The organism is Microbacterium sp. NPDC056234 (genome assembly GCF_042267585.1).
GTDB lineage: Bacteria > Actinomycetota > Actinomycetes > Actinomycetales > Microbacteriaceae > Microbacterium.
In genome coordinates this window covers 102,263-120,223 of record NZ_JBHJTE010000001.1, presented here as the reverse complement: position 1 = coordinate 120,223, position 17,961 = coordinate 102,263, and the positions used below count along the sequence as shown (strand labels likewise).

The following is a 17,961-nucleotide window of genomic DNA, read 5'->3' as shown; positions in this document are numbered from 1 at the left end:
GATGACCCCCACTGTGAAAGACACCGACGACCTCCGCGCCCAGACGGGCGCCGGCGCCCCCGAGACGTTCCTCATCCGCACGAGTCGCGCAGCCGGCGACGGCCAGGCGAAGCAGAGCCTGTGGGCGAAGACCGTGTCGGCGTTCGCGATGTTCCGCAACGGCAAATCGCTCACCGGCCTCGGCATCCTGGCGTTCTTCGTGCTGATCGCGATCTTCGCCGACTTCCTGGCGCCGTATTCGCCGACGAAGGTCGACAACTCGGCCCGGCTTCAGCCGCCGTCCGCCGCGCACTGGCTGGGCACGACCCACATCGGCGAGGACGTGCTGAGCCAGGTCATCCACGGGACGCGCGGCGTCATCGTCGTCGGGTTCCTCGCGGCGCTCATCGCCACGGTGATCGCGATCACGGTCGGCGTCATCGCCGGGTATCTGACGGGCTGGAAGAGCGAGGCGCTCTCGGCACTGACCAACGTGTTCCTGGTGATCCCCGGACTTCCGCTGATCATCATCGTCGCCTCGATGTTCGAGGAGCCGCCGCTCGTGCTGATCGCGGCCGTGCTGGGACTCACCGGATGGGCGTGGGGTGCCCGCGTCCTGCGGGCGCAGACGATGTCGCTGCGCAACCGCGACTTCGTCCAGGCGGCCAGGGCGAACGGCGAGCCGCTGCGGCGCATCATCACGGTCGAGATGCTCCCGAACCTGATGGCGCTGATCGCGGCCAGTTTCGTCGGAACCGTGACCGCGGCCATCCTGGGTCTCACGACGCTCTCGTACATCGGTGTGATCCCGGTGACCACCTACAACTGGGGCACGATCCTGAACTGGGCCTCGGCGCAGGGGGCCTTCGGACAGAACCAGTGGTGGTGGTATCTGCCCCCAGGGCTGTGCATCGCGGCCATCGGCGTCGCCCTGTCGCTGATCAACTTCGGCATCGACGAATACGTCAACCCGCGGTTGCGTTCGGCCGGCGAGCGCGCCCGCGCCATGAAGAAGAAGGGGCTGGACGTCAACGACGCCGTCACCGTCGTCCGCACGGCCCCCGCCACGAAGACTTCCGAGACGAACACGAACACCGAGAAATGACGCTGCAGACTCAGACCCTTCCGTACCTCGATCCCTCCCTCCCGGTCGCCGACCGCGTCGCCGATCTCCTCGGGCGCATGACGCTCGAGGAGAAGGTCGGACAGATGCTGCAGCTGGATGCCCGCGACGACCTCGACGATCACATCCTTCGCCGGAACGTCGGCTCGATCCTGCACACGTCGCCCGAGCGCATCATCCGCGCGCGTGAACTGACGCTGGAGACCCGCCTCGGCATCCCGCTGCTGGTAGGCGAGGACTGCATCCACGGCCATTCGTTCTGGCCCGGCGCCACGATCTATCCGACGCAGCTCGGCATGGCGGCCTCCTGGGATGCGGAACTGGTCGAGAAGGTCGCCCGCGCCACGGCCGTCGAGGTCGCGGCGACCGGCATCCACTGGACCTTCTCGCCGGTGCTGTGCATCGCGCGGGACCTGCGCTGGGGGCGCGTGAATGAGACCTTCGGAGAGGATCCGTTCCTCATCGGCGAGCTCGCCAGCGCCATGGTGCGCGGGTACCAGGGCGAGGGGCTCGACGATCCGACCGCGATCCTGGCCACCGCGAAGCACTTCGCGGGATACTCCGAGACGCAGGGCGGACGGGATGCCTCCGAGGCCGACATCTCGCCCCGAAAGCTGCGCAGCTGGTTCCTGCCGCCGTTCGAGCGCGTCGCCCGCGAGGGGTGCCGCACGTTCATGCTCGGCTACCAGAGCACGGACGGCGTGCCGATCACGGTGAACGACTGGCTCCTCAGCGACGTGCTGCGCGGCGAGTGGGGGTACACCGGCACGCTCATCACGGACTGGGACAACGTCGGGCGCATGGTCTGGGAGCAGCGCGTCCAGCCGGACTACACGCACGCGGCGGCCGCTGCGGTGCGGGCCGGCAACGACATGGTGATGAACACCCCCGACTTCTTCGAGGGTGCTCTGGATGCCGTCGCGAAGGGGCTCCTCTCGGAGGATGCCTTCGATGCGGCCGTGGCCCGCATCCTCACCCTGAAGTTCGAGCTCGGGCTGTTCGAGGATCCGCGTCTCCCCGATGGCGATGTGAGCGCCGTGGTCGGAAGCGCCGCGCACGCCGATCTCAACCTCGAGGTCGCCCGACGCTCGATCGTGCTGCTCGAGAACGACGGGACGCTGCCGCTGTCGGCGGCTGCGCCCTTGCGCGTGGGGGTCGTCGGGCCGCTGGCGGATGATGCGCAGACGCAGCTCGGCGACTGGGCAGGCGGCTCTGGTCAGGCGGGGTGGCTCGACGGGCAGCCGCGCGAGATGATCACCACGGTGCTCGACGGGCTGCGCGCCGTCGACGGCTGGTCGGTGAGTGCGGTCTCAGGCGGCGACATCATCACGTACGACAACGAGGCCGAGGCGCTCAACCCCGTGCCGTGGGAGCGGGCGTTCGTCCCGGCGGCGCCCGACCCGGTGCAGATCGCCGAAGCCACCGCTCTCGCCGCCGAATCCGATGTGGTCGTCGCCGTCGTGGGCGACCGCATCGAACTGCATGGCGAGGGCCGCTCCACGGCGACGCTCGAGCTCATCGGCGCGCAGATCGCGCTGCTCGACGCCGTGATCGCGGCGGGGAAACCGGTGGTCGTCGTGCTGCTCGCGTCGAAGCCGCTCGTGCTTCCGGCATCCGTGTCGCAGGCGTCCGCAGTGATCTGGGCGGCGAACCCGGGGATGCAGGGCGGCCGAGCGCTCGCCGAACTGATCACCGGGGCGATCGAGCCTTCCGGACGTCTGCCGATCTCGTTCGCCCGTCACGCCGGGCAGCAGCCGACCTACTACAACCAGATCCGCGGCCAGCATGGTGACCGCTACGCCGACCTGACCCAGGCGCCCGCCTGGGCGTTCGGCGACGGACTGTCGTACACGACCGTGGAGTACTCGGACCTGTCCGTCGTGGTCGAAGGCGCCGTGGTGGTGGCCGACGTGACGGTGGCGAACACGGGCGATCGGCCCGTGCGCGAGACCGTGCAGGCGTACGTGCGCGACGAGGTCGCGTCGGTCAGCTGGGCCGACCGCGAACTGAAGGCCTATCGTCAGATCGATCTCGCACCGGGACAGTCCTCGCGCGTGCGCATCGAGCTTCCGGTTGCGGACTGCACGATCGTGGATGCCGCGGGCACCCGGATCGTCGAGGCGGGCGAGTTCAGCCTCCTCGTCGGACCCTCGTCGCGCGAGGAGACGCTGCTGTCGGCATCCTTCGTCCTGGACTGAGTCCCGCCCTGGGGCGAACATCACATCGTCAGCACGACATGACCGCGCTTGCGGCCCGTCTCGACGTAGCGGTGCGCCTCGACGACGTCGTCCAGCGGCAGGACACGGTCGATGACCGGCCGCAGCGCCCCCTGAGCGGCGAGGTCGGCGATGTGCGTCAGATCGTCGTTCGTGATGCGGGCGAGCCCCGCGTTGCGCACGTGCACGCCACCGGGCCGCAGCAGTCCTCGGCACGCGCGCGGGGACGACTGCATCACCGCGTCGTAGACGACGTCGAAGCGCGGTCCGAGACGCGTGAAGTCCTGGGCCTCGTAGTCGACCACGGCATCGGCGCCGAGCCCGGCGACCAGGTCGCGGTTGCGCGCACTGCAGACGGCCGTGACCTCCGCGCCGAGATGCTTCGCGAGCTGGATCGCGTACGTCCCCAGGCTTCCCGATGCGCCGTTGATGAGGATGCTCCCGCCGGCGCCCAGGCGCGCCTTCTGCAGGTTCTTCAGCGCGGTCAGCGCCCCGGTCGGGAGCGCCGCCGCCTCCGCGAAACTCAGCGATGCGGGCTTGCGCACGACCGCGCCGTGCTTCGGCAGGTTGCCGCCCTCGGCGGGCAGGCAGCGGTACTCGGCGTTCCCGCCGAGGCGGCTGAACCCGCAGAACGCCAGCACCTCGTCGCCGGGCGCGAACGCCGAGACGCCTCGACCCACGGCATCCACGGTGCCGGCGAGTTCCAGCCCGAGGATCAGATCGCGTCGCGGTCGCAGCAGGCCGAACGCCAGGCGGGCCGCGAACGGGTCGGCCCGTCGGATGCGCGTATCCCCGATGTGAGCGGTCGTCGCGACCGTGCGGATGCGGACCTCGCCGTCGCGCGGCTCGGGGACCGGGACGTCGCGGATCGTGAGGACCTCAGGGGAGCCGTACGCGCGCCAGGTCACTGCCCTCATGACTGCGCCCGCCCGGTGTCGTAGGCCCACATCGCCGCCTCGACACGGTTGCGCACGCCGAGCTTCAGCAGGATCGCGCCGATGTGCGCCTTCACGGTTCCCATCGACACGAACAGCCGTTCGCCGATCTCGGCGTTCGTGAGCCCGGCGCTCAGCAACGAGAGCACCTCCTCCTCGCGCGGCGTGAGCGGCTCGGACGGAGCCGTCGTCGGGCGACGCGTCGCGAAAGCGGACAGCAACCGGGTGGTGACCCGTGGCGACACGAGGGAGTCGCCGGCGGCGGCGGCACGGATCGCCTCGCCGATGAGTGCGCCACCGGCATCCTTCAGCAGGAAGCCCTTCGCGCCGGCGCGAAGCGCGCCGTGCACGTACTCGTCCAGGTCGAACGTCGTGATGATCACGACCGCGATGGGGTCCTCGATGCCGCGTCCGGCGAGCATCTCGGTGACCTGGATGCCGTCCATTCCCGGCATCCGGATGTCCACGAGCGCCACGTCGGGGCGCAACCGCCTGGCTGCCTGCACGGCGCTGAGGCCGTCGACCGCTTCGCCGATGACCTCGATGTCGGGGATCGTCTCGAGCAGCAGCCTCAGCCCGGTCCGCACGGCTTCCTGATCATCCGCGATCAGCACCCGGATCATGTCGCGCTCCTCGGGATGCGCGCCCGCAGCGTCCAGCCGCCGTCCTCGCCAGGACCGGCGTCCAATCGACCGCCGAGCAGCGACACCCGCTCGGTCATCCCGCGCAGCCCGTACCCGTCACCGGTCGCCGAACTCGGGCGGCCGTCGTCGATCACCGACAGCACGACGTCGTCGTCGTCCGTGCGGACGTCGACCTCGATCCGACGGGCGTCGACCGCATGCCGCCGGGCGTTGGTGACCGCCTCCTGGGCGACGCGATAGAGCGTGAGCGCGACGAGCTGTGGCAGCGTCGGGGGCACGTCGATGCGCACTGTGACGGGCGGCGGACCATCGGTCGCGAGAGCGGCCACATCGTCGAGGCCACGGGCGGGGGCGTATTCCGCGGGCTCTCGAAGCGTGCGCACGATCGTCCGCATCTCGCCCAGAGCGGCGCTCGCCTCCTGCTCGATCGCGGCGAGCGACTCGGTGACCTCGGCGGAGTGCGGACCGCGGGCGGTCGCCGCCTGCGCGCGTATCGCGATCGCCGAGACGTGATGGGCGACCGTGTCGTGCAGATCGCGCGCCAGGGCCGTGCGCTCCTGGACGCGCGCCATCGCGATCTCGCGTTCCAGGGACGCCGCCCGTTCACGCCGCAGCGCCCCGATCAGGCATGCGGTGCCGACGAGCAGGAGGCCGACCACGGCCCCGATGACCCGGTCGGTCGTCGAGCCGGTCGCGAGGGCTGCCGAGGTGAGGACGCCGGCCCCGAGTGCGATCGATCCGACGATGCGCTCGACGCGCGTGGCCCAGCGGAAGAGCGCATAAGGCACGAGCAGCAGCGGGAACATCGCCGCCAGGCCGGACTGCGGGACGCCGGCTGCCGCCTGCGCGATCGCGAAGCCGGTCGTGATGACGGCCATGGCAAGCACGAGGACGAGCGGGTGACGGCGTCGCCACGGGAGCCCCGCGAGCAGGACGACCGTGACGCCGACGGTCGCCCACGGCCAGAGCAGATCGCGGCGCAGCATCCCCTCGGCCACGGCCAGCGCGATGAGCACGAGTGCGAGCACCGCATCCCGTCGACGTGGTGCGCGCGGGTCTGCGGCGCGAAAGGTGTGCACGCCACGCATGCTACGCGACCCCGACCACTCGACGGTGGCGTCCGCGGCGGATGATCATCTCGGCCACGACGATGTTGATCAGCCAACCGGCATCCATCTGCACGAGCCGCCAGAACTCGTCGGGCGCCCCGAACGCGATCGCGAAAGGTGCCGACGTGAGCACCTGCGTTCCGGCGCCCATCGCCAGAGCGTAGGCGCGGATCATCCAGCCGCGGTGCGCGCCGATGTCGCGGCGCAGCACGGCCCGCACGCCCAGCACGAGGAACAGCAGCATCAGGATGCCGACCGCGAAGCGCGACAGCTGCAGCGCGAGACCATCGATGGGAGGGACGTCGTAGAACGCGGTCATCCACAGGCCGCTCAGCGCGACGGCGACTCCTGCCGGTACGAGCAGGGCTCGGCCGGCGAAGCGATGCCATCCGATGCGACGGGAGCGCAGACCGGGAAGGAACTGGAAGGCGCCGATGAGGGAGTACACGAGCGCCGCGACGATGTGCACGACGACGGGCAGCGGCATCTCCATGAAGCGGGCGTTCGCCTCGGTCGTCGGTGCGTCCGCGGCGATCTCGCCGATCCGAAGGGCGCCGGCGGCCGCCGGGACGAGGGCGAGGGCGATGAGGCCTGTGGCGATGAGCGCGTCGCGACGGAGACCGCGAGATCTGCGAGGGGCGGCGAGGGAAGTGGTCATGACCTCAGCGTCGCGGCGAGGCGGCACTGCCGGCATCGGCCGATCGGCCAGAACCGCTGGTGGCGCGGGGCCGAATCCCGGACGACTCCCTGGCGAGTCGGCGCGTCGACGTGGCGACGCGCCGCGTCGAGGCAGAGGCGTCCGGGATTCGACGCGGGTCACGCGCCGTGGGCGCGCATCGTGCGGGTCAGACCTGCTCCTGCCGAGGGGCGAGGGGCAGCGGCTCCATCGGCTGGTCGTTGGCGGTCAGATCGATGCCCAGGTCGCGCGCGTAGACGCAACGGGTCGCGATCGCGACATCGTCGCCCGACTCGGTGAGTTCGAACACGCGGCCGCCGCGCATGCGGTTGCGCTCGGCGCCCGAGAGACCGTAGGCGCCGAAACCGGTGCCGGGGGCGTAGCCGAGCTGGACGCCGTAATAGTCGCCGACGTAGTCGTTGATGTGGTCGTGGCCGACGAACACGCCCTTCACGTCACCGCGCTCGAGGATCGCGTTGTACATGCCGGAGTTGAAGGGGCCGGGGCACTCGGCCTCGTTGCGCTCGCCGACGATGCCGTGGCGGGCCTTGCCCCGTGCTGCGTCGGCCGCGGTGCGCGTGTCGACGCCGCCCCACCACATGAAGCGGTGCTCCCACAGCGCGATGTGCAGGAACATGAGCCCGGGCACCTTGCGCCCGCGCTGCTGCTCGAGGCGCTGCGACTGCTCGCGGTACCAGGCGACCTGATCCATGCGCAGCCAGTCCCACGTCGGGTAGCCGGCGAAGTTCTGGCCGTTTATCGCATTGGGCGCGTACCGGCCGGAATCCATCAGCCAGAGCGTGAACGCGTCGCGGTTCTTCTTCGCCGTCGAGCCGATCGACACGATCGTGTTGCTGGTTCCCGTCACGCCCTCGATGTTCTCGGCGTTCATGTTGTACTCGTACGAGCGGTACATCGCCAGCATCCCTGCCTCGTCGACGCCCGACGCGGGCAACGAGTCCTCATCGTGGTTGCCGTAGGTGACCGCCCACGGGATCCTGCGGGACTCCATCGGCCACACGACGTTGTTGATGGCCTGCTTGACGGCCAGCCGCGTCTCGCATCCACCCGTGATCACATCGCCGTTGATGACGACGAAGTCCGGCTTCTCCTGATCGAGCACCTTCTCCATCAGTTCGACCGTGCGGCGGTCGGTGCGCTCGTCGTCCTGCGTGTCGTTGAACTGGACCACCTTGAAGGTCCCATCCGCACGGAACCGCAGCTTCGGAGCAGTCGGGCTCGGGCTGCCGGACGGGGATGCCGCGGCACCTGTCAGTGGACTCGCGGCGGCCGCCGCACCGGCGCCGAGCGGCAGGGCGGCGCTGAGGGCGCCGACCGCTCCAGCGGTGAGGACGGTTCGCCGGCTGATCGGCAGTCGTTCGGGCATACGAGATCTCCTTGTCTTCGGGCGGGATTTCGCCGCGGTGAGACTAGGAGTGCCAGGTGGCGTGCCGCTGACGCGGGGGTGAACGGATCCACCGAGTCAGATGCGGTCGAGCTGCTCGAGGAACTCGTCGGCCATCTCGAGCTGCTTCGCGAGCCGGTCACGGCGCTCGGCGGCATCCGCGCGGAAGTCCTGCAGCACGGTGCGGGCCTCGGCAGTGTGGTCGGCGGCGTCCAGGACGCGCAGCAGATCGCCCATCTGCTCGAGCGAGTAGCCCAGTGGCTTCATCCGGCGGATCACGAGCAGACGGCGCAGGTCCTCGTCCGTGTACAGGCGGAAGCCGCCGTCGGAGCGCCCCGAGGGCGTGAGCAGCCCGATCTCGTCGTAGTGGCGGAGGGTGCGCAGCGACATGCCCGTGCGCTCGGCGAGTTCGCCGATGTGCATCGTCTCCGGCATCCGTTTCCTCCTAACCCTCACGTTACGTTAGGGTTTCCGTGTCGGGTGATCCGCCCGCGGTCGATTCATGCTGTCATATCGGGGGAGCGCCATGTCCACATCCGCAGGCGTCGACCGCAACCGCTACCGCGCGAAGCCCAGCGTCCTGGACGCGCTGAAGAGCCCCCGGCTGCTGACGCGCGAGGTCCTCGCCGGCCTCGTCGTCGGTCTGGCGCTGATCCCCGAGGCGATCGCGTTCTCGGTCATCGCGGGCGTCGATCCGAAGGTCGGCCTGTTCTCCTCGTTCATCATGGCCGTCGCGATCGCCTTCCTCGGAGGGCGGCCGGCGATGGTCACGGCCGCGACCGGCGCGGTCGCGCTCGTCATCGCACCGGTCGCCCCGATGTACGGGCTCGACTACTTCATCGCCACGGTGATCCTGGCCGGCATCTTCCAGGTGCTCCTCGGCATCCTCGGCGTCGCCAAGCTCATGCGGTTCATCCCCCGCAGCGTCATGACCGGGTTCGTCAACGCGCTGGCGATCTTCGTGTTCAGCTCGCAGTTCCCGCACCTGATCGGTGTGCCGTGGCTGGTGTATCCGCTCGTCGTCCTCGGCATCCTCGTCATGATCGTGATGCCGCGTCTGACCAAGGTGGTTCCGGCGCCGCTCATCTCGGTCATCATCGTGACCGCCGTCGTGCTGCTGTTCGCCATCAACGTCCCGACCGTCGGCGACCAGGGGGAGCTTCCGCGCAGCCTGCCCTCCCTGTTCCTCCCCGACGTGCCGCTGACCTGGGAGACCTTCACGATCATCGCCCCGTTCGCGCTGGGCGTCGCCGTCGTCGGGCTGATGGAGTCGCTCATGACGGCCAAGCTCGTCGACGAGATCACCGACACCCACTCGGACAAGACCCGCGAGACGTGGGCGCAGGGTGTGGCGAACATGCTCTCCGGTCTCCTCGGCGGCATGGGCGGTTGCGCCGTCATCGGCCAGACCATGATCAACGTCAAGGCCTCAGGGGCGCGGACGCGGATCTCGACGTTCTTCGCCGGCGTCTTCCTGTTCGTCCTGGTCGTGGTGTTCGGGGATTTCGTCGCGACGATCCCGATGGCCGCGCTCGTCGCGGTCATGATCATGGTCGCGATCGGCGCGTTCGACTGGCACAGCGTCCGTCCGTCGACACTGAGGCGGATGCCGAAGAGCGAGACGTTCGTCATGGTCGCGACGGTGGTGCTCGTGCTGATCACCCACAACCTCGCGATCGGTGTCGTCGGGGGCGTGTTCGTCGCCTCGGTGCTGTTCGTCCGCCGGGTCGCGCACCTGGTCACCGTGACCCGCACGGCCGGGCCGGATGCCGCGCACTACGTCGTCGACGGCGCGCTGTTCTTCGCATCCAGCAATGACCTCACGACGCAGTTCGAGTACGCCGACGATCCGGACCGCGTGGTGATCGATCTGTCGCGCTCGCACGTGTGGGATGCCTCGACGGTCGCCGCCCTCGATGCGATCGAGACGAAGTACGCGCAGCACGGCAAGACGGTCGAGCTCGTGGGGCTCAACGAGGCGAGCGGTCTCTTCCACGGCCGGCTCTCCGGCGGGTTCCCACCGGCCTGAGTCAGGCCGTCTCCTCGTCGTCGAGCCGGCGCGGCCCCGCGCCCGAGGCGCCGAGCGCGTCGTCGGGGTTGAGCAGCCGGCATGCCTTCATCGAGAGGCATCCGCAGCCGATGCAGCCGGTGAGCTCGCGCTCCAGGCGCTCGATGCCCTCGCGTCGTCGCTCGAGCTCGTGCTTCCAGCGCCGTGACGCGCGCTGCCAGTCCTCGTGGCTGGGTGTCTCGGTCATCGGGACGTCGGCGAAGACGTCCTGCACTTCGGACAGCGGGATGCTGAGACGCTTGGCGACAGTGATGAGCGACACCCGTCGCAGCATGTGTCTGGCGTAGCGGCGCTGATTGCCAGGGGTGCGGGTGGACGCGATCAGTCCGAGCTGCTCGTAGAAGTGCAGTGCGGACACGGCGACGCCCGTCCGCCGACTCATCTCGCCGACCGTGAGCAGCTCATCCGGCGCGTGGGCGGCGCTCGCCTCGCTCATGCAACCCCCTCGATTTGACCTCAAGCATACTTGAGGTTTTACGGTGGAGGGGAGTGTGAGAGAGGTTCGGATGACGTATGTGATCGCGCTGCCGTGCGTGGACGTGAAGGATCGTGCCTGCATCGATGAGTGTCCGGTGGACTGCATCTACGAGGGCGAACGGTCGCTGTACATCCACCCCGATGAGTGCGTGGACTGCGGCGCCTGCGAGCCGGTGTGCCCGGTCGAGGCCATCTACTACGAGGACGACGTCCCCGAGGAGTGGGCGGACTACTACAAGGCGAACGTGGAGTTCTTCGCCGAGATCGGTTCGCCAGGAGGCGCGGCCAAGGTCGGCGCGTACGAGTTCGACCACCCGATCATCGCGGCGCTCCCGCCGCAGGAGGGAGTCGCATGAGCGCTCCGCTCACCTCAGCCGCACCGATGCCGAGCGCCGTGGGCGAAGGGCTGAAGAAGGCTTTCCGCACGCACCCGTCCGGGGTCGCGATCATCACCGCGAACGTCGACATGGGACCCGTGGGGCTCACGGCATCCAGCGTCTCCTCCGTGGCGGTCGACCCCGCGGCGATCATGTTCTCGGTGACGCGGGCCACCGGCAGCGCCGGCGCCCTGCTCTCCGCCGACACGTTCGTCGTGCACCTCATCGACGACGCGCATGCCGACCTGGCCCAGGCGTTCGCGACCAGTGGCGCCGAGCGCTTCACGCCGGAGCAGGGCTGGCGCGTGCTCGAGACCGGCGAGCCGCACCTGCCCACGGCCAGGGCGGCGCTGCGCAGTCGCGCGCTGCACACGGTTCCTGTCGGGTCGTCGACCGTCGTGATCGCCGAGGTCCTCGACGTGCTCGACGGCCCCCACGGCCGCCCGGTCGTCTACTTCGATCGGCGATTCCACGCCCTTCCCGCCGCCTGACGGCGCCCATTCTGCGAGATGCGCCTCGCGCCCGAATGCTCCGCTCACGACGGCGCGGAAGAGTCGGCTTCGATCTCCTCCAGAATCGGCACCGCCGTGCCGGTGCCGTCCTCGGCGCGGATCCGGTCGCCGATCTCGCTCGCACGAGCGGCGTACTGCGAATCGCTGATCAGATCGACCAGCCGCCGGGTGAGCGCATCGACGCCGGCGCGCTTCAGGTTTCGACGTCGCCGCGGGTGCCGAAGGTCGTGATGAGGACGCGCATGCGCTCAGCCGGTCACGAGATCGCGACGTCGGAAACCCCAGAACGCGAGCGCGAAAAGCGTGGCGCACACGGCGCTGACTCCGAGCACGCCGGACATGTCGACGTCGTCGCCGAACGCGGTCGGCACCCAGTGGAAGGGCGAGAGGCCCTGCACCCATTCCGGAAGGTCGAACAGCGGTCCGAAGAAGTCGATCACGAAGAAGAACGCGAGTGCCGCCCAGCCGGCGCTCGTCGCTCGCGGAACCCAGCCGTACAGGGCGGCGGTCAGGGCGAGCAGGGCGAGCACACCAGGAGCGTACGAGGCCCAGACCACGGCGAAGTCCCCGACGGTCGGATCCTCGATGCCGACCAGTGCGGCTCCCGCCCACATCCCGAAGATGGACACCGCGAGCAGCAACAGGGTGCCGAGCCCCGCGACGATCAGCTGTGCGGCCAGCCACCGTGAACGTCCGACCGGTGTCGACAGGGTGAGCTCCAAACGCCCGGAAGCCTCCTCGGCCTTGGGGTGCTGGCCCATGACGACGGCGTACGCACCGACCGAGATCGAGATGAACAGGACCATCGCGCCGAGGAAGGAAGTCGTGAAGGCCGACGGCTCCGATCCGAACAGCGCCGCGAGCACCGGGTTGTCATCGACCAGGTCGGCGACCATCTCGTTGAGGGTCGACATCATCGTCCCCGCGCCGAACCACATCAGGCCCATCGCGAGCCCGGTCCACAGCAGAGCACCGCGCTGCTGCAGCCACGCGAGTGCGAACGGCGATCGCAGCAGCGTGCCGGCGTCCGCCGGACCGGGACGCCCCGCGACGAGGCCGGCACCGAAGTCGCGTCGACGTGCGAGCTGCGCGGCGAGCACCAGCAGCAGGACGGTCGCGGCCAGCGGGAGCAGCAGCGGCCACCACCGCAGGTCGACGAACGAGCGCGTCTGCTGGGCCCACGCGATCGGCGAGAACCAGGACAGCGGCGAACCGCCGGTCTCCTGGAGGTCGCCGGCGGCGCGCACCGCATAGGCGATCGCGAAGACGACGAGGGCGGCACCGGTGGCGCCGCGGGCGTGGGCGGTCACCTGCGCGGTCACGAGCGCGACGGCGCCGAAGACCAGAGCGACCAGGGCGCAGCCCAGCATCATGGCAACGGCGTCCACCACCGGCACCTCGGTACCGACCAGGACCATGCCGGCCGCGCCCAGCGCGGCGATGATCAGCAGGTGGACGGTGAGGGTGAGCAGCGTGGCGACCGCAGTGGTGTGGCGGCTGACGGCGCTCGCCCTGACGAGCTCCGCGGTGCCGTTCTCCTCGCCGGCCCTAGTGTGACGGATGACATGGAGGATGCTCATGATGGCCAGCGCCAGGATGAGCCACGTGACGCCCTCGTTCGCCATCGCCACGGGAGGCGTGTAATCGTCCAGACCGTAGCCCGGACCACCCATGACGATGCCGCTGGGCGTCGACATCACGGCGGCGCGGGCGGCCAGCGCCGCCTCATCGAACACCGTGGTGAGCGCGAACGTGAAGTACACCGCGAACAGGGTCATCGATGCGGCCCAGACGATCATGCGCACGCGATCGCGACGCACGATGTGTCGGTACAACTGCCAGAGGCCGGCCAGCGGCGGTTCGGCGTGGGGCCGCGCGGACCGACGGGTCTCGAGCGTCGCACTCATCGCGACGCCTCTTCGAGCGGAGTGATCTCGTCGCCGTAGTGCCGCAGGAACAGGTCCTCCAGCGACGGGGGCGTGGAGACGAGGGAGGTGACGCCGAGTCGCCCAAGCGCGCGGAGGACCTCGCCGGTGGCGGCATCGTCGAGGTCGAACGACAGGCGGATGCCGCCGTCCACGTTCTCGACGCCGAGGTCGTGCACGCCCTCGATCGCGGCGACCGAGCCGTCATCAGTCGGAACGACCGCGACGACGCGCGAACGGGTGAGCCGGCGCAGACTGCTCAGCGTCCCGGATTCCACGGCTCGACCGGCGCGGATGATCGTCACGGTGTCGCAGACCTTCTCGACCTCGCTGAGGATGTGACTGCTCAACAGGATCGAGGTGCCCTGGGCCTTCAGGTCGCGCACGTGCTCGGTGAAGACCGCTTCCATCAGGGGGTCGAGGCCGCTCGTCGGCTCGTCGAGGATGAACAGCTCGGCGTCGCTCGAGAAGGCGGCCACGAGCGCCACTTTCTGGCGGTTTCCCTTCGAGTACGTGCGCGCCTTCTTGGTGGGGTCCAGCTCGAAGCGTTCGAGCAGTTCCTTCTTCCGCTGCGGATTCGGCGTGCCGCGCAGGCGCGACAGGTAGTCGATCGCCTCCCCGCCGGTGAGATTCGGCCACAGGGCGACGTCACCCGGGACGTACGCGAGCCGGCGGTGCAGTGCCACCGGCGTCGCCCACGGGTCGCCGCCGAACAGGCGGGCGGTTCCCGCGTCGGCGTGCAGCAGTCCGAGCAGAACGCGGATGGTGGTGGACTTGCCGGCCCCGTTGGGGCCGAGGAATCCGCGGACCTCGCCGGGGGAGACGGTCAGGTCGAGGCCGTCGAGCGCCTTCACCGACCCGAACGACTTGTCGAGTCCCTGAATATCGATCGTGTTCATGGGCATGCTCCTGATTCAACGGACGACGATGCGTCGCCGACCAGGCTTCCCGGCACTCCGATGGTCAAGATACTCCCGGAGGGGGTTCGGCACCAGTACCGTGCGGCGTGGCGCGATCTACTGCTCCTCCGAGGCCGCGAGCTCCTCCGCCTTGCGGTAGCGGCGGTTGCGCAGCCCCAGCACGATCGCGGCCAGCACCGCGGCCAGCACGGATGCCGACAGCACCGCCACCTTGCCGTGGTCGTAGTGCGCGCTGCCCTCGCCGAAGCTGAGTTCCACGATGAGCAGCGAGACGGTGAAGCCGATGCCGGCGAGCACGCCGACGCCGGCGATGTCGATCCAACGCAGTGACGGGTCCAGGTTGATGCGTCGGATGCGGGTGATCAGCCAGGTCGCCGCGGTGATGCCGATCGGCTTGCCCAGGACGAGTCCGATCACGACGCCGATCAGCACCGGATCCGAAAGAGCGGAGGCGAAGCCCTCGGGCCCGCCGATCGCGACGCCGGCGGAGAAGAACGCGAACACGGGCACGGCGAATCCGGCGGACAGCGGGCGGAAGCGGTGCTCGAAGATCTCGGCCAGTCCTGGTCCGGCATCCTCTGCTCGATGGGCCTTCTTGTGCAGCACCGGGATGGTGAAGCCGAGCAGCACCCCGGCGATCGTGGCGTGGATGCCGGATGCGTGCATCAGCGCCCACGCGATGAACCCGATGGGCAGCAGGATCAGCCAGGCGGCCGCGGGCTTCGCGTGGAACAGGCGACGCGAGGTCTGGGCGATCACGCCGTAGACGGCGATCGTCACGAGCGCGAGCAGCAGCGGGACGAGATCGATCGACTCGGTGTAGAAGATCGCGATGATGCCGATCGCGATGAGGTCGTCGACGACGGCGAGAGTCAGCAGGAAGATCCGCAGCGCGCTGGGCAGATGCGAGCCGATGATCGCGAGCACGGCGACCGCGAAGGCGATGTCGGTCGCCGTCGGGATCGCCCAGCCGTGCGCCTCGGTGGTGGAGACTCCGACCACGGACACGTACAGGAGAGCGGGCACCGCGACTCCGCCGATGGCAGCGACGATCGGCACGATCGCCGTGCTGGGGGAGCGCAGGTCTCCGGCGACGAACTCGCGCTTGAGCTCGAGGCCGACGAGGAAGAAGAAGATCGCCAGCAGGCCATCGGCCGCCCACGCACCGAGGGAGAGCTTCAGGTGCCACGGCTCGTAGCCGATCTCGAAGTCACGGATCGCGAAGTAGGAGTCCGCCCACGGCGAGTTCGCCCAGATCAGGGCGATCGCGGCGAAGGCGACCAGCAGGATGCCGCCGACGGTCTCCTTGCGGAGGATCTCGGTGATGCGGATCGACTCCGCTCGGGACGGCGAGGGGAAGATGTTGCGAAGGCGAGCGGGAGTGCGCGACATGGGCGCCTTTCGGGTCGAGGACGGGGCCGTCGACCAGACTTCCCGACTCTCCGCCACCCATTCTAGCGGAGCGGTGGCGCTCAGCGCAGCTGTGCGAAGCGCTCGACGTCCCGCGTGGGGCCGACCACCAGGACGACGTCGCCGTCGCCGAGGACCGTGTCCGCCTGCGCGTTGCGCCACTCGCCGTCGGTGCCGCGGAACGCGGCGATCGTGACGTGGTGCGTGCTGCGGACGGCTCCTTCGGCGAGGGTGATGCCGTGCAGGAGCTGCGGCGCGATGGTCTTGACCACCGCGTACCCCTTGTCGATCTCGAGGTAGTCGGCGGCCGCACCGCGGACGAGGTGGGCGACACGGCGCCCCATGTCCTTCTCCGGGTAGACGACCTTGTGCACGCCGAGCTGCTCCAGCACGGCGCCGTGCTGCTCGTCGACGGCCTTCGCCCAGATGACGGGGACGTTCAGCTGCAGCAGGAGGGATGCCGTGAGGATGGACGCGGTGATGTCGCTGCCGATCGCGACGACGACGCGGTCGAAGTCTCCGATCGCGAGCTGCTGCAGGACGTCCAGTCGGGTCGAGTCGGCGCGGACCACCTGGGTCAGCGCGCCGTTGAGCGACTGGACGACCGCCTCATCCGCGTCGACGCCGAGGACATCCGTGCCGGAGTCCATCAGCTCGAGCGCGAGCGAGGTGCCGAACCGGCCGAGACCGATGACGGCGACGGAGTCCGCCTCGGCGATCCGCCGGGCATCCTGGCCGAACGAGAGAAATCTGGTCATGTGGGGTCCTTTCGCATTCCCGAGCACCGGCGTCAGCCGATGGCGGGGCGTTCCTTGGGGAGTTCGTATCCGGTTGCGCGCTCGCGCAGGGCGAGGGCGGAGCCGAGCGTCAGCGGACCGAGCCGCCCGAGGAACATGAGCAGCACGAGGATGAGCTGCCCGGCCTCAGGGAGGTCGGCGGTGATGCCCGTCGACATGCCGACGGTGCCGAAGGCGGAGACGACCTCGAAGAGCACACGGTCGAGGTCGAGGTCCGTGATCGCGAGGATCGCGATGACCGCGGCCATGACCGCGCCGAGGGCGACGATGACGACCGTGATCGCCTCGCGGTGCACGGCGCGGGACAGGCGCTTGCCGAACACGTTGACGGCGGTGCCGCCCCGGAGCTCGGTGAGCATGATGAAGAACAGCACCGCGAACGTGGTGACCTTGATCCCCCCTGCCGTACCGGCAGGGCCGCCGCCGATGAACATCAGCACGTCCGTGCCGAGCCAGGTCTCGTCGTGCATCTGCGAGGTGTCCACGGAGTTGAACCCCGCGGTCCGGGCCTGCACGGCGTGGAAGAATCCGGCGAGAATCCGGGATGCCGGATCGAGCCCGCCGAGGGTCGCGGGGTTGTCCCATTCCATGACCACGACGTACGTCGTGCCCAGCACGAGCAGCGTGGCGGTCGCCCACAGCACGATGCGGGTGTTCATCGTCCAGTGCAGCGGGCGGCGCAGCTCTTTGCGCAGCTGACGCAGCACGGGGAAGCCGAGTCCGCCGAGGATGATCGCCGCGCAGACGGGCAGACAGATCCAGGGATCGGAGACGAAGCCCATCAGGCTGTCGCTGTACAGCGCGAAACCGGCGTTGTTGAACGACGACACGGAGTGGAACACGGCGTGCCAGATCGCCTTCCCGAGGTCGTAGTCGTATGCGGTGAGGAAGCGCACGAACAGCAGGATCGCGACGGCGACCTCGATCGCGAGGGTGGTCAGCAGGATGCCGGTGACGATGCGCTTCATGTCGCCGTTGCCGGTCGACTTCGTCTCCGTGCCGGCGATGATGCGCGACCGCACCGACAGTTTGCGCACCAGTGCCAGGCCGATCAGCGAGGCGAACAGCATGATGCCGAGACCGCCGAGCTGGATGAGCATCAGGATCACGACCTTGCCGAACCCGCTCCAGTGCGTCGCGGTGTCCACCGTGATCAGCCCTGTCACGCAGACCGCCGAGGTCGACGTGAACAGGGCGTCGACGAACCCGGTCCAGGTGCCCTTCGCCGACGAGATCGGCAGCATCAGCAGCAGGGTGCCGAACAGGATCGTCGCCCCGAATCCGGTCGCGATCGCCTGCGCCGGAGCGAGGTGCCGCGACCTCCGCCGGGGAGGACGCTGAGGGGTGACGGAATGAACCACAAGAGGGCACACTACGCGTGCGCCGAC

At 69.4% G+C, this 17,961-nt stretch carries 17 protein-coding genes; 5 read left to right on the top strand and 12 right to left on the bottom strand.

Features of this window, described 5'->3' with window-relative positions:
* Position 1 precedes the first annotated feature (1 nt).
* Together ACFCYE_RS00540 and ACFCYE_RS00535 are read left to right on the top strand one after the other, a co-directional pair.
* Complete coding sequence (locus tag ACFCYE_RS00540) at positions 2 to 1,084, top strand: ABC transporter permease (protein WP_376175593.1); 1,083 nt, start codon at positions 2 to 4, stop codon at positions 1,082 to 1,084.
* A complete protein-coding gene (locus ACFCYE_RS00535) occupies positions 1,081 to 3,300 on the top strand; it encodes a glycoside hydrolase family 3 N-terminal domain-containing protein (RefSeq protein ID WP_376175592.1) in 2,220 nt (739 codons plus the stop codon). The genes ACFCYE_RS00540 and ACFCYE_RS00535 overlap by 4 nt, the downstream gene beginning before the upstream one ends.
* A gap of 20 nt (positions 3,301 to 3,320) precedes the next feature.
* Here the strand turns inward: ACFCYE_RS00535 and ACFCYE_RS00530 are convergent, their stop codons facing one another.
* The 6 genes from ACFCYE_RS00530 to ACFCYE_RS00505 form a co-directional block, all read right to left on the bottom strand.
* Positions 3,321 to 4,235 (bottom strand): NAD(P)-dependent alcohol dehydrogenase, encoded by a 915-nt coding sequence (locus tag ACFCYE_RS00530; RefSeq protein ID WP_376175591.1) that lies wholly within the window; start codon positions 4,233 to 4,235, stop codon positions 3,321 to 3,323.
* Positions 4,232 to 4,876 carry a response regulator gene (locus ACFCYE_RS00525; protein ID WP_376175590.1) on the bottom strand — a complete coding sequence of 215 codons (645 nt, stop codon included), beginning with the start codon at positions 4,874 to 4,876 and terminating at the stop codon, positions 4,232 to 4,234. Before ACFCYE_RS00525 ends, ACFCYE_RS00530 begins: the two co-directional genes overlap by 4 nt.
* Positions 4,873 to 5,976 carry a histidine kinase gene (locus tag ACFCYE_RS00520; protein ID WP_376175589.1) on the bottom strand — a complete coding sequence of 368 codons (1,104 nt, stop codon included), beginning with the start codon at positions 5,974 to 5,976 and terminating at the stop codon, positions 4,873 to 4,875. The genes ACFCYE_RS00525 and ACFCYE_RS00520 overlap by 4 nt, the downstream gene beginning before the upstream one ends.
* Positions 5,977 to 5,986: 10 nt before the next feature.
* Complete coding sequence (locus ACFCYE_RS00515) at positions 5,987 to 6,664, bottom strand: DUF2306 domain-containing protein (RefSeq protein WP_376175588.1); 678 nt, start codon at positions 6,662 to 6,664, stop codon at positions 5,987 to 5,989.
* 187 nt (positions 6,665 to 6,851) lie between these two features.
* Positions 6,852 to 8,069 carry a metallophosphoesterase gene (locus ACFCYE_RS00510; protein ID WP_376175587.1) on the bottom strand — a complete coding sequence of 406 codons (1,218 nt, stop codon included), beginning with the start codon at positions 8,067 to 8,069 and terminating at the stop codon, positions 6,852 to 6,854.
* 96 nt (positions 8,070 to 8,165) lie between these two features.
* Positions 8,166 to 8,522 carry a MerR family transcriptional regulator gene (locus ACFCYE_RS00505; protein WP_376175586.1) on the bottom strand — a complete coding sequence of 119 codons (357 nt, stop codon included), beginning with the start codon at positions 8,520 to 8,522 and terminating at the stop codon, positions 8,166 to 8,168.
* 91 nt (positions 8,523 to 8,613) lie between these two features.
* Between ACFCYE_RS00505 and ACFCYE_RS00500 the strand changes: the two genes are divergently transcribed.
* The gene (locus ACFCYE_RS00500) at positions 8,614 to 10,116 is read left to right on the top strand and encodes a SulP family inorganic anion transporter (RefSeq protein WP_376175585.1); all 1,503 of its coding nucleotides are present in this window, start codon (positions 8,614 to 8,616) and stop codon (positions 10,114 to 10,116) included.
* Position 10,117: 1 nt separating this feature from the next.
* On the opposite strand, the gene soxR is transcribed toward ACFCYE_RS00500, so the two are convergent.
* On the bottom strand, positions 10,118 to 10,591 hold the full coding sequence (soxR, locus tag ACFCYE_RS00495; RefSeq protein WP_376175584.1) for a redox-sensitive transcriptional activator SoxR: 474 nt from the start codon (positions 10,589 to 10,591) through the stop codon (positions 10,118 to 10,120).
* A 70-nt stretch (positions 10,592 to 10,661) separates the two neighbouring features.
* Between soxR and fdxA the strand changes: the two genes are divergently transcribed.
* A complete protein-coding gene (gene fdxA, locus ACFCYE_RS00490) occupies positions 10,662 to 10,988 on the top strand; it encodes a ferredoxin (RefSeq protein ID WP_376175583.1) in 327 nt (108 codons plus the stop codon).
* A complete protein-coding gene (locus ACFCYE_RS00485) occupies positions 10,985 to 11,500 on the top strand; it encodes a flavin reductase family protein (RefSeq protein ID WP_376175582.1) in 516 nt (171 codons plus the stop codon). Before fdxA ends, ACFCYE_RS00485 begins: the two co-directional genes overlap by 4 nt.
* A gap of 269 nt (positions 11,501 to 11,769) precedes the next feature.
* Here ACFCYE_RS00485 and ACFCYE_RS00480 read toward each other — a convergent pair whose 3' ends face one another.
* The 5 genes from ACFCYE_RS00480 to ACFCYE_RS00460 all read right to left on the bottom strand — a co-directional run bounded on the left by ACFCYE_RS00480 (position 11,770) and on the right by ACFCYE_RS00460 (position 17,934).
* Positions 11,770 to 13,428: an ABC transporter permease gene (locus ACFCYE_RS00480; RefSeq protein ID WP_376175581.1), complete on the bottom strand. Its 1,659-nt coding sequence runs from the start codon at positions 13,426 to 13,428 to the stop codon at positions 11,770 to 11,772.
* Positions 13,425 to 14,345, bottom strand: coding sequence for an ATP-binding cassette domain-containing protein (locus ACFCYE_RS00475; protein WP_376175580.1), 921 nt, complete (start codon positions 14,343 to 14,345; stop codon positions 13,425 to 13,427). The genes ACFCYE_RS00480 and ACFCYE_RS00475 overlap by 4 nt, the downstream gene beginning before the upstream one ends.
* 117 nt (positions 14,346 to 14,462) lie before the next feature.
* Positions 14,463 to 15,758, bottom strand: coding sequence for a Na+/H+ antiporter NhaA (gene nhaA, locus ACFCYE_RS00470; protein WP_376175579.1), 1,296 nt, complete (start codon positions 15,756 to 15,758; stop codon positions 14,463 to 14,465).
* 80 nt (positions 15,759 to 15,838) lie between these two features.
* A complete protein-coding gene (locus tag ACFCYE_RS00465) occupies positions 15,839 to 16,534 on the bottom strand; it encodes a potassium channel family protein (RefSeq protein ID WP_376175578.1) in 696 nt (231 codons plus the stop codon).
* A 32-nt stretch (positions 16,535 to 16,566) separates the two neighbouring features.
* Positions 16,567 to 17,934, bottom strand: a complete 1,368-nt coding sequence (locus ACFCYE_RS00460; RefSeq protein ID WP_376175577.1) for a TrkH family potassium uptake protein — start codon at positions 17,932 to 17,934, stop codon at positions 16,567 to 16,569.
* Between the last annotated feature and the right edge of the window lie 27 nt (positions 17,935 to 17,961).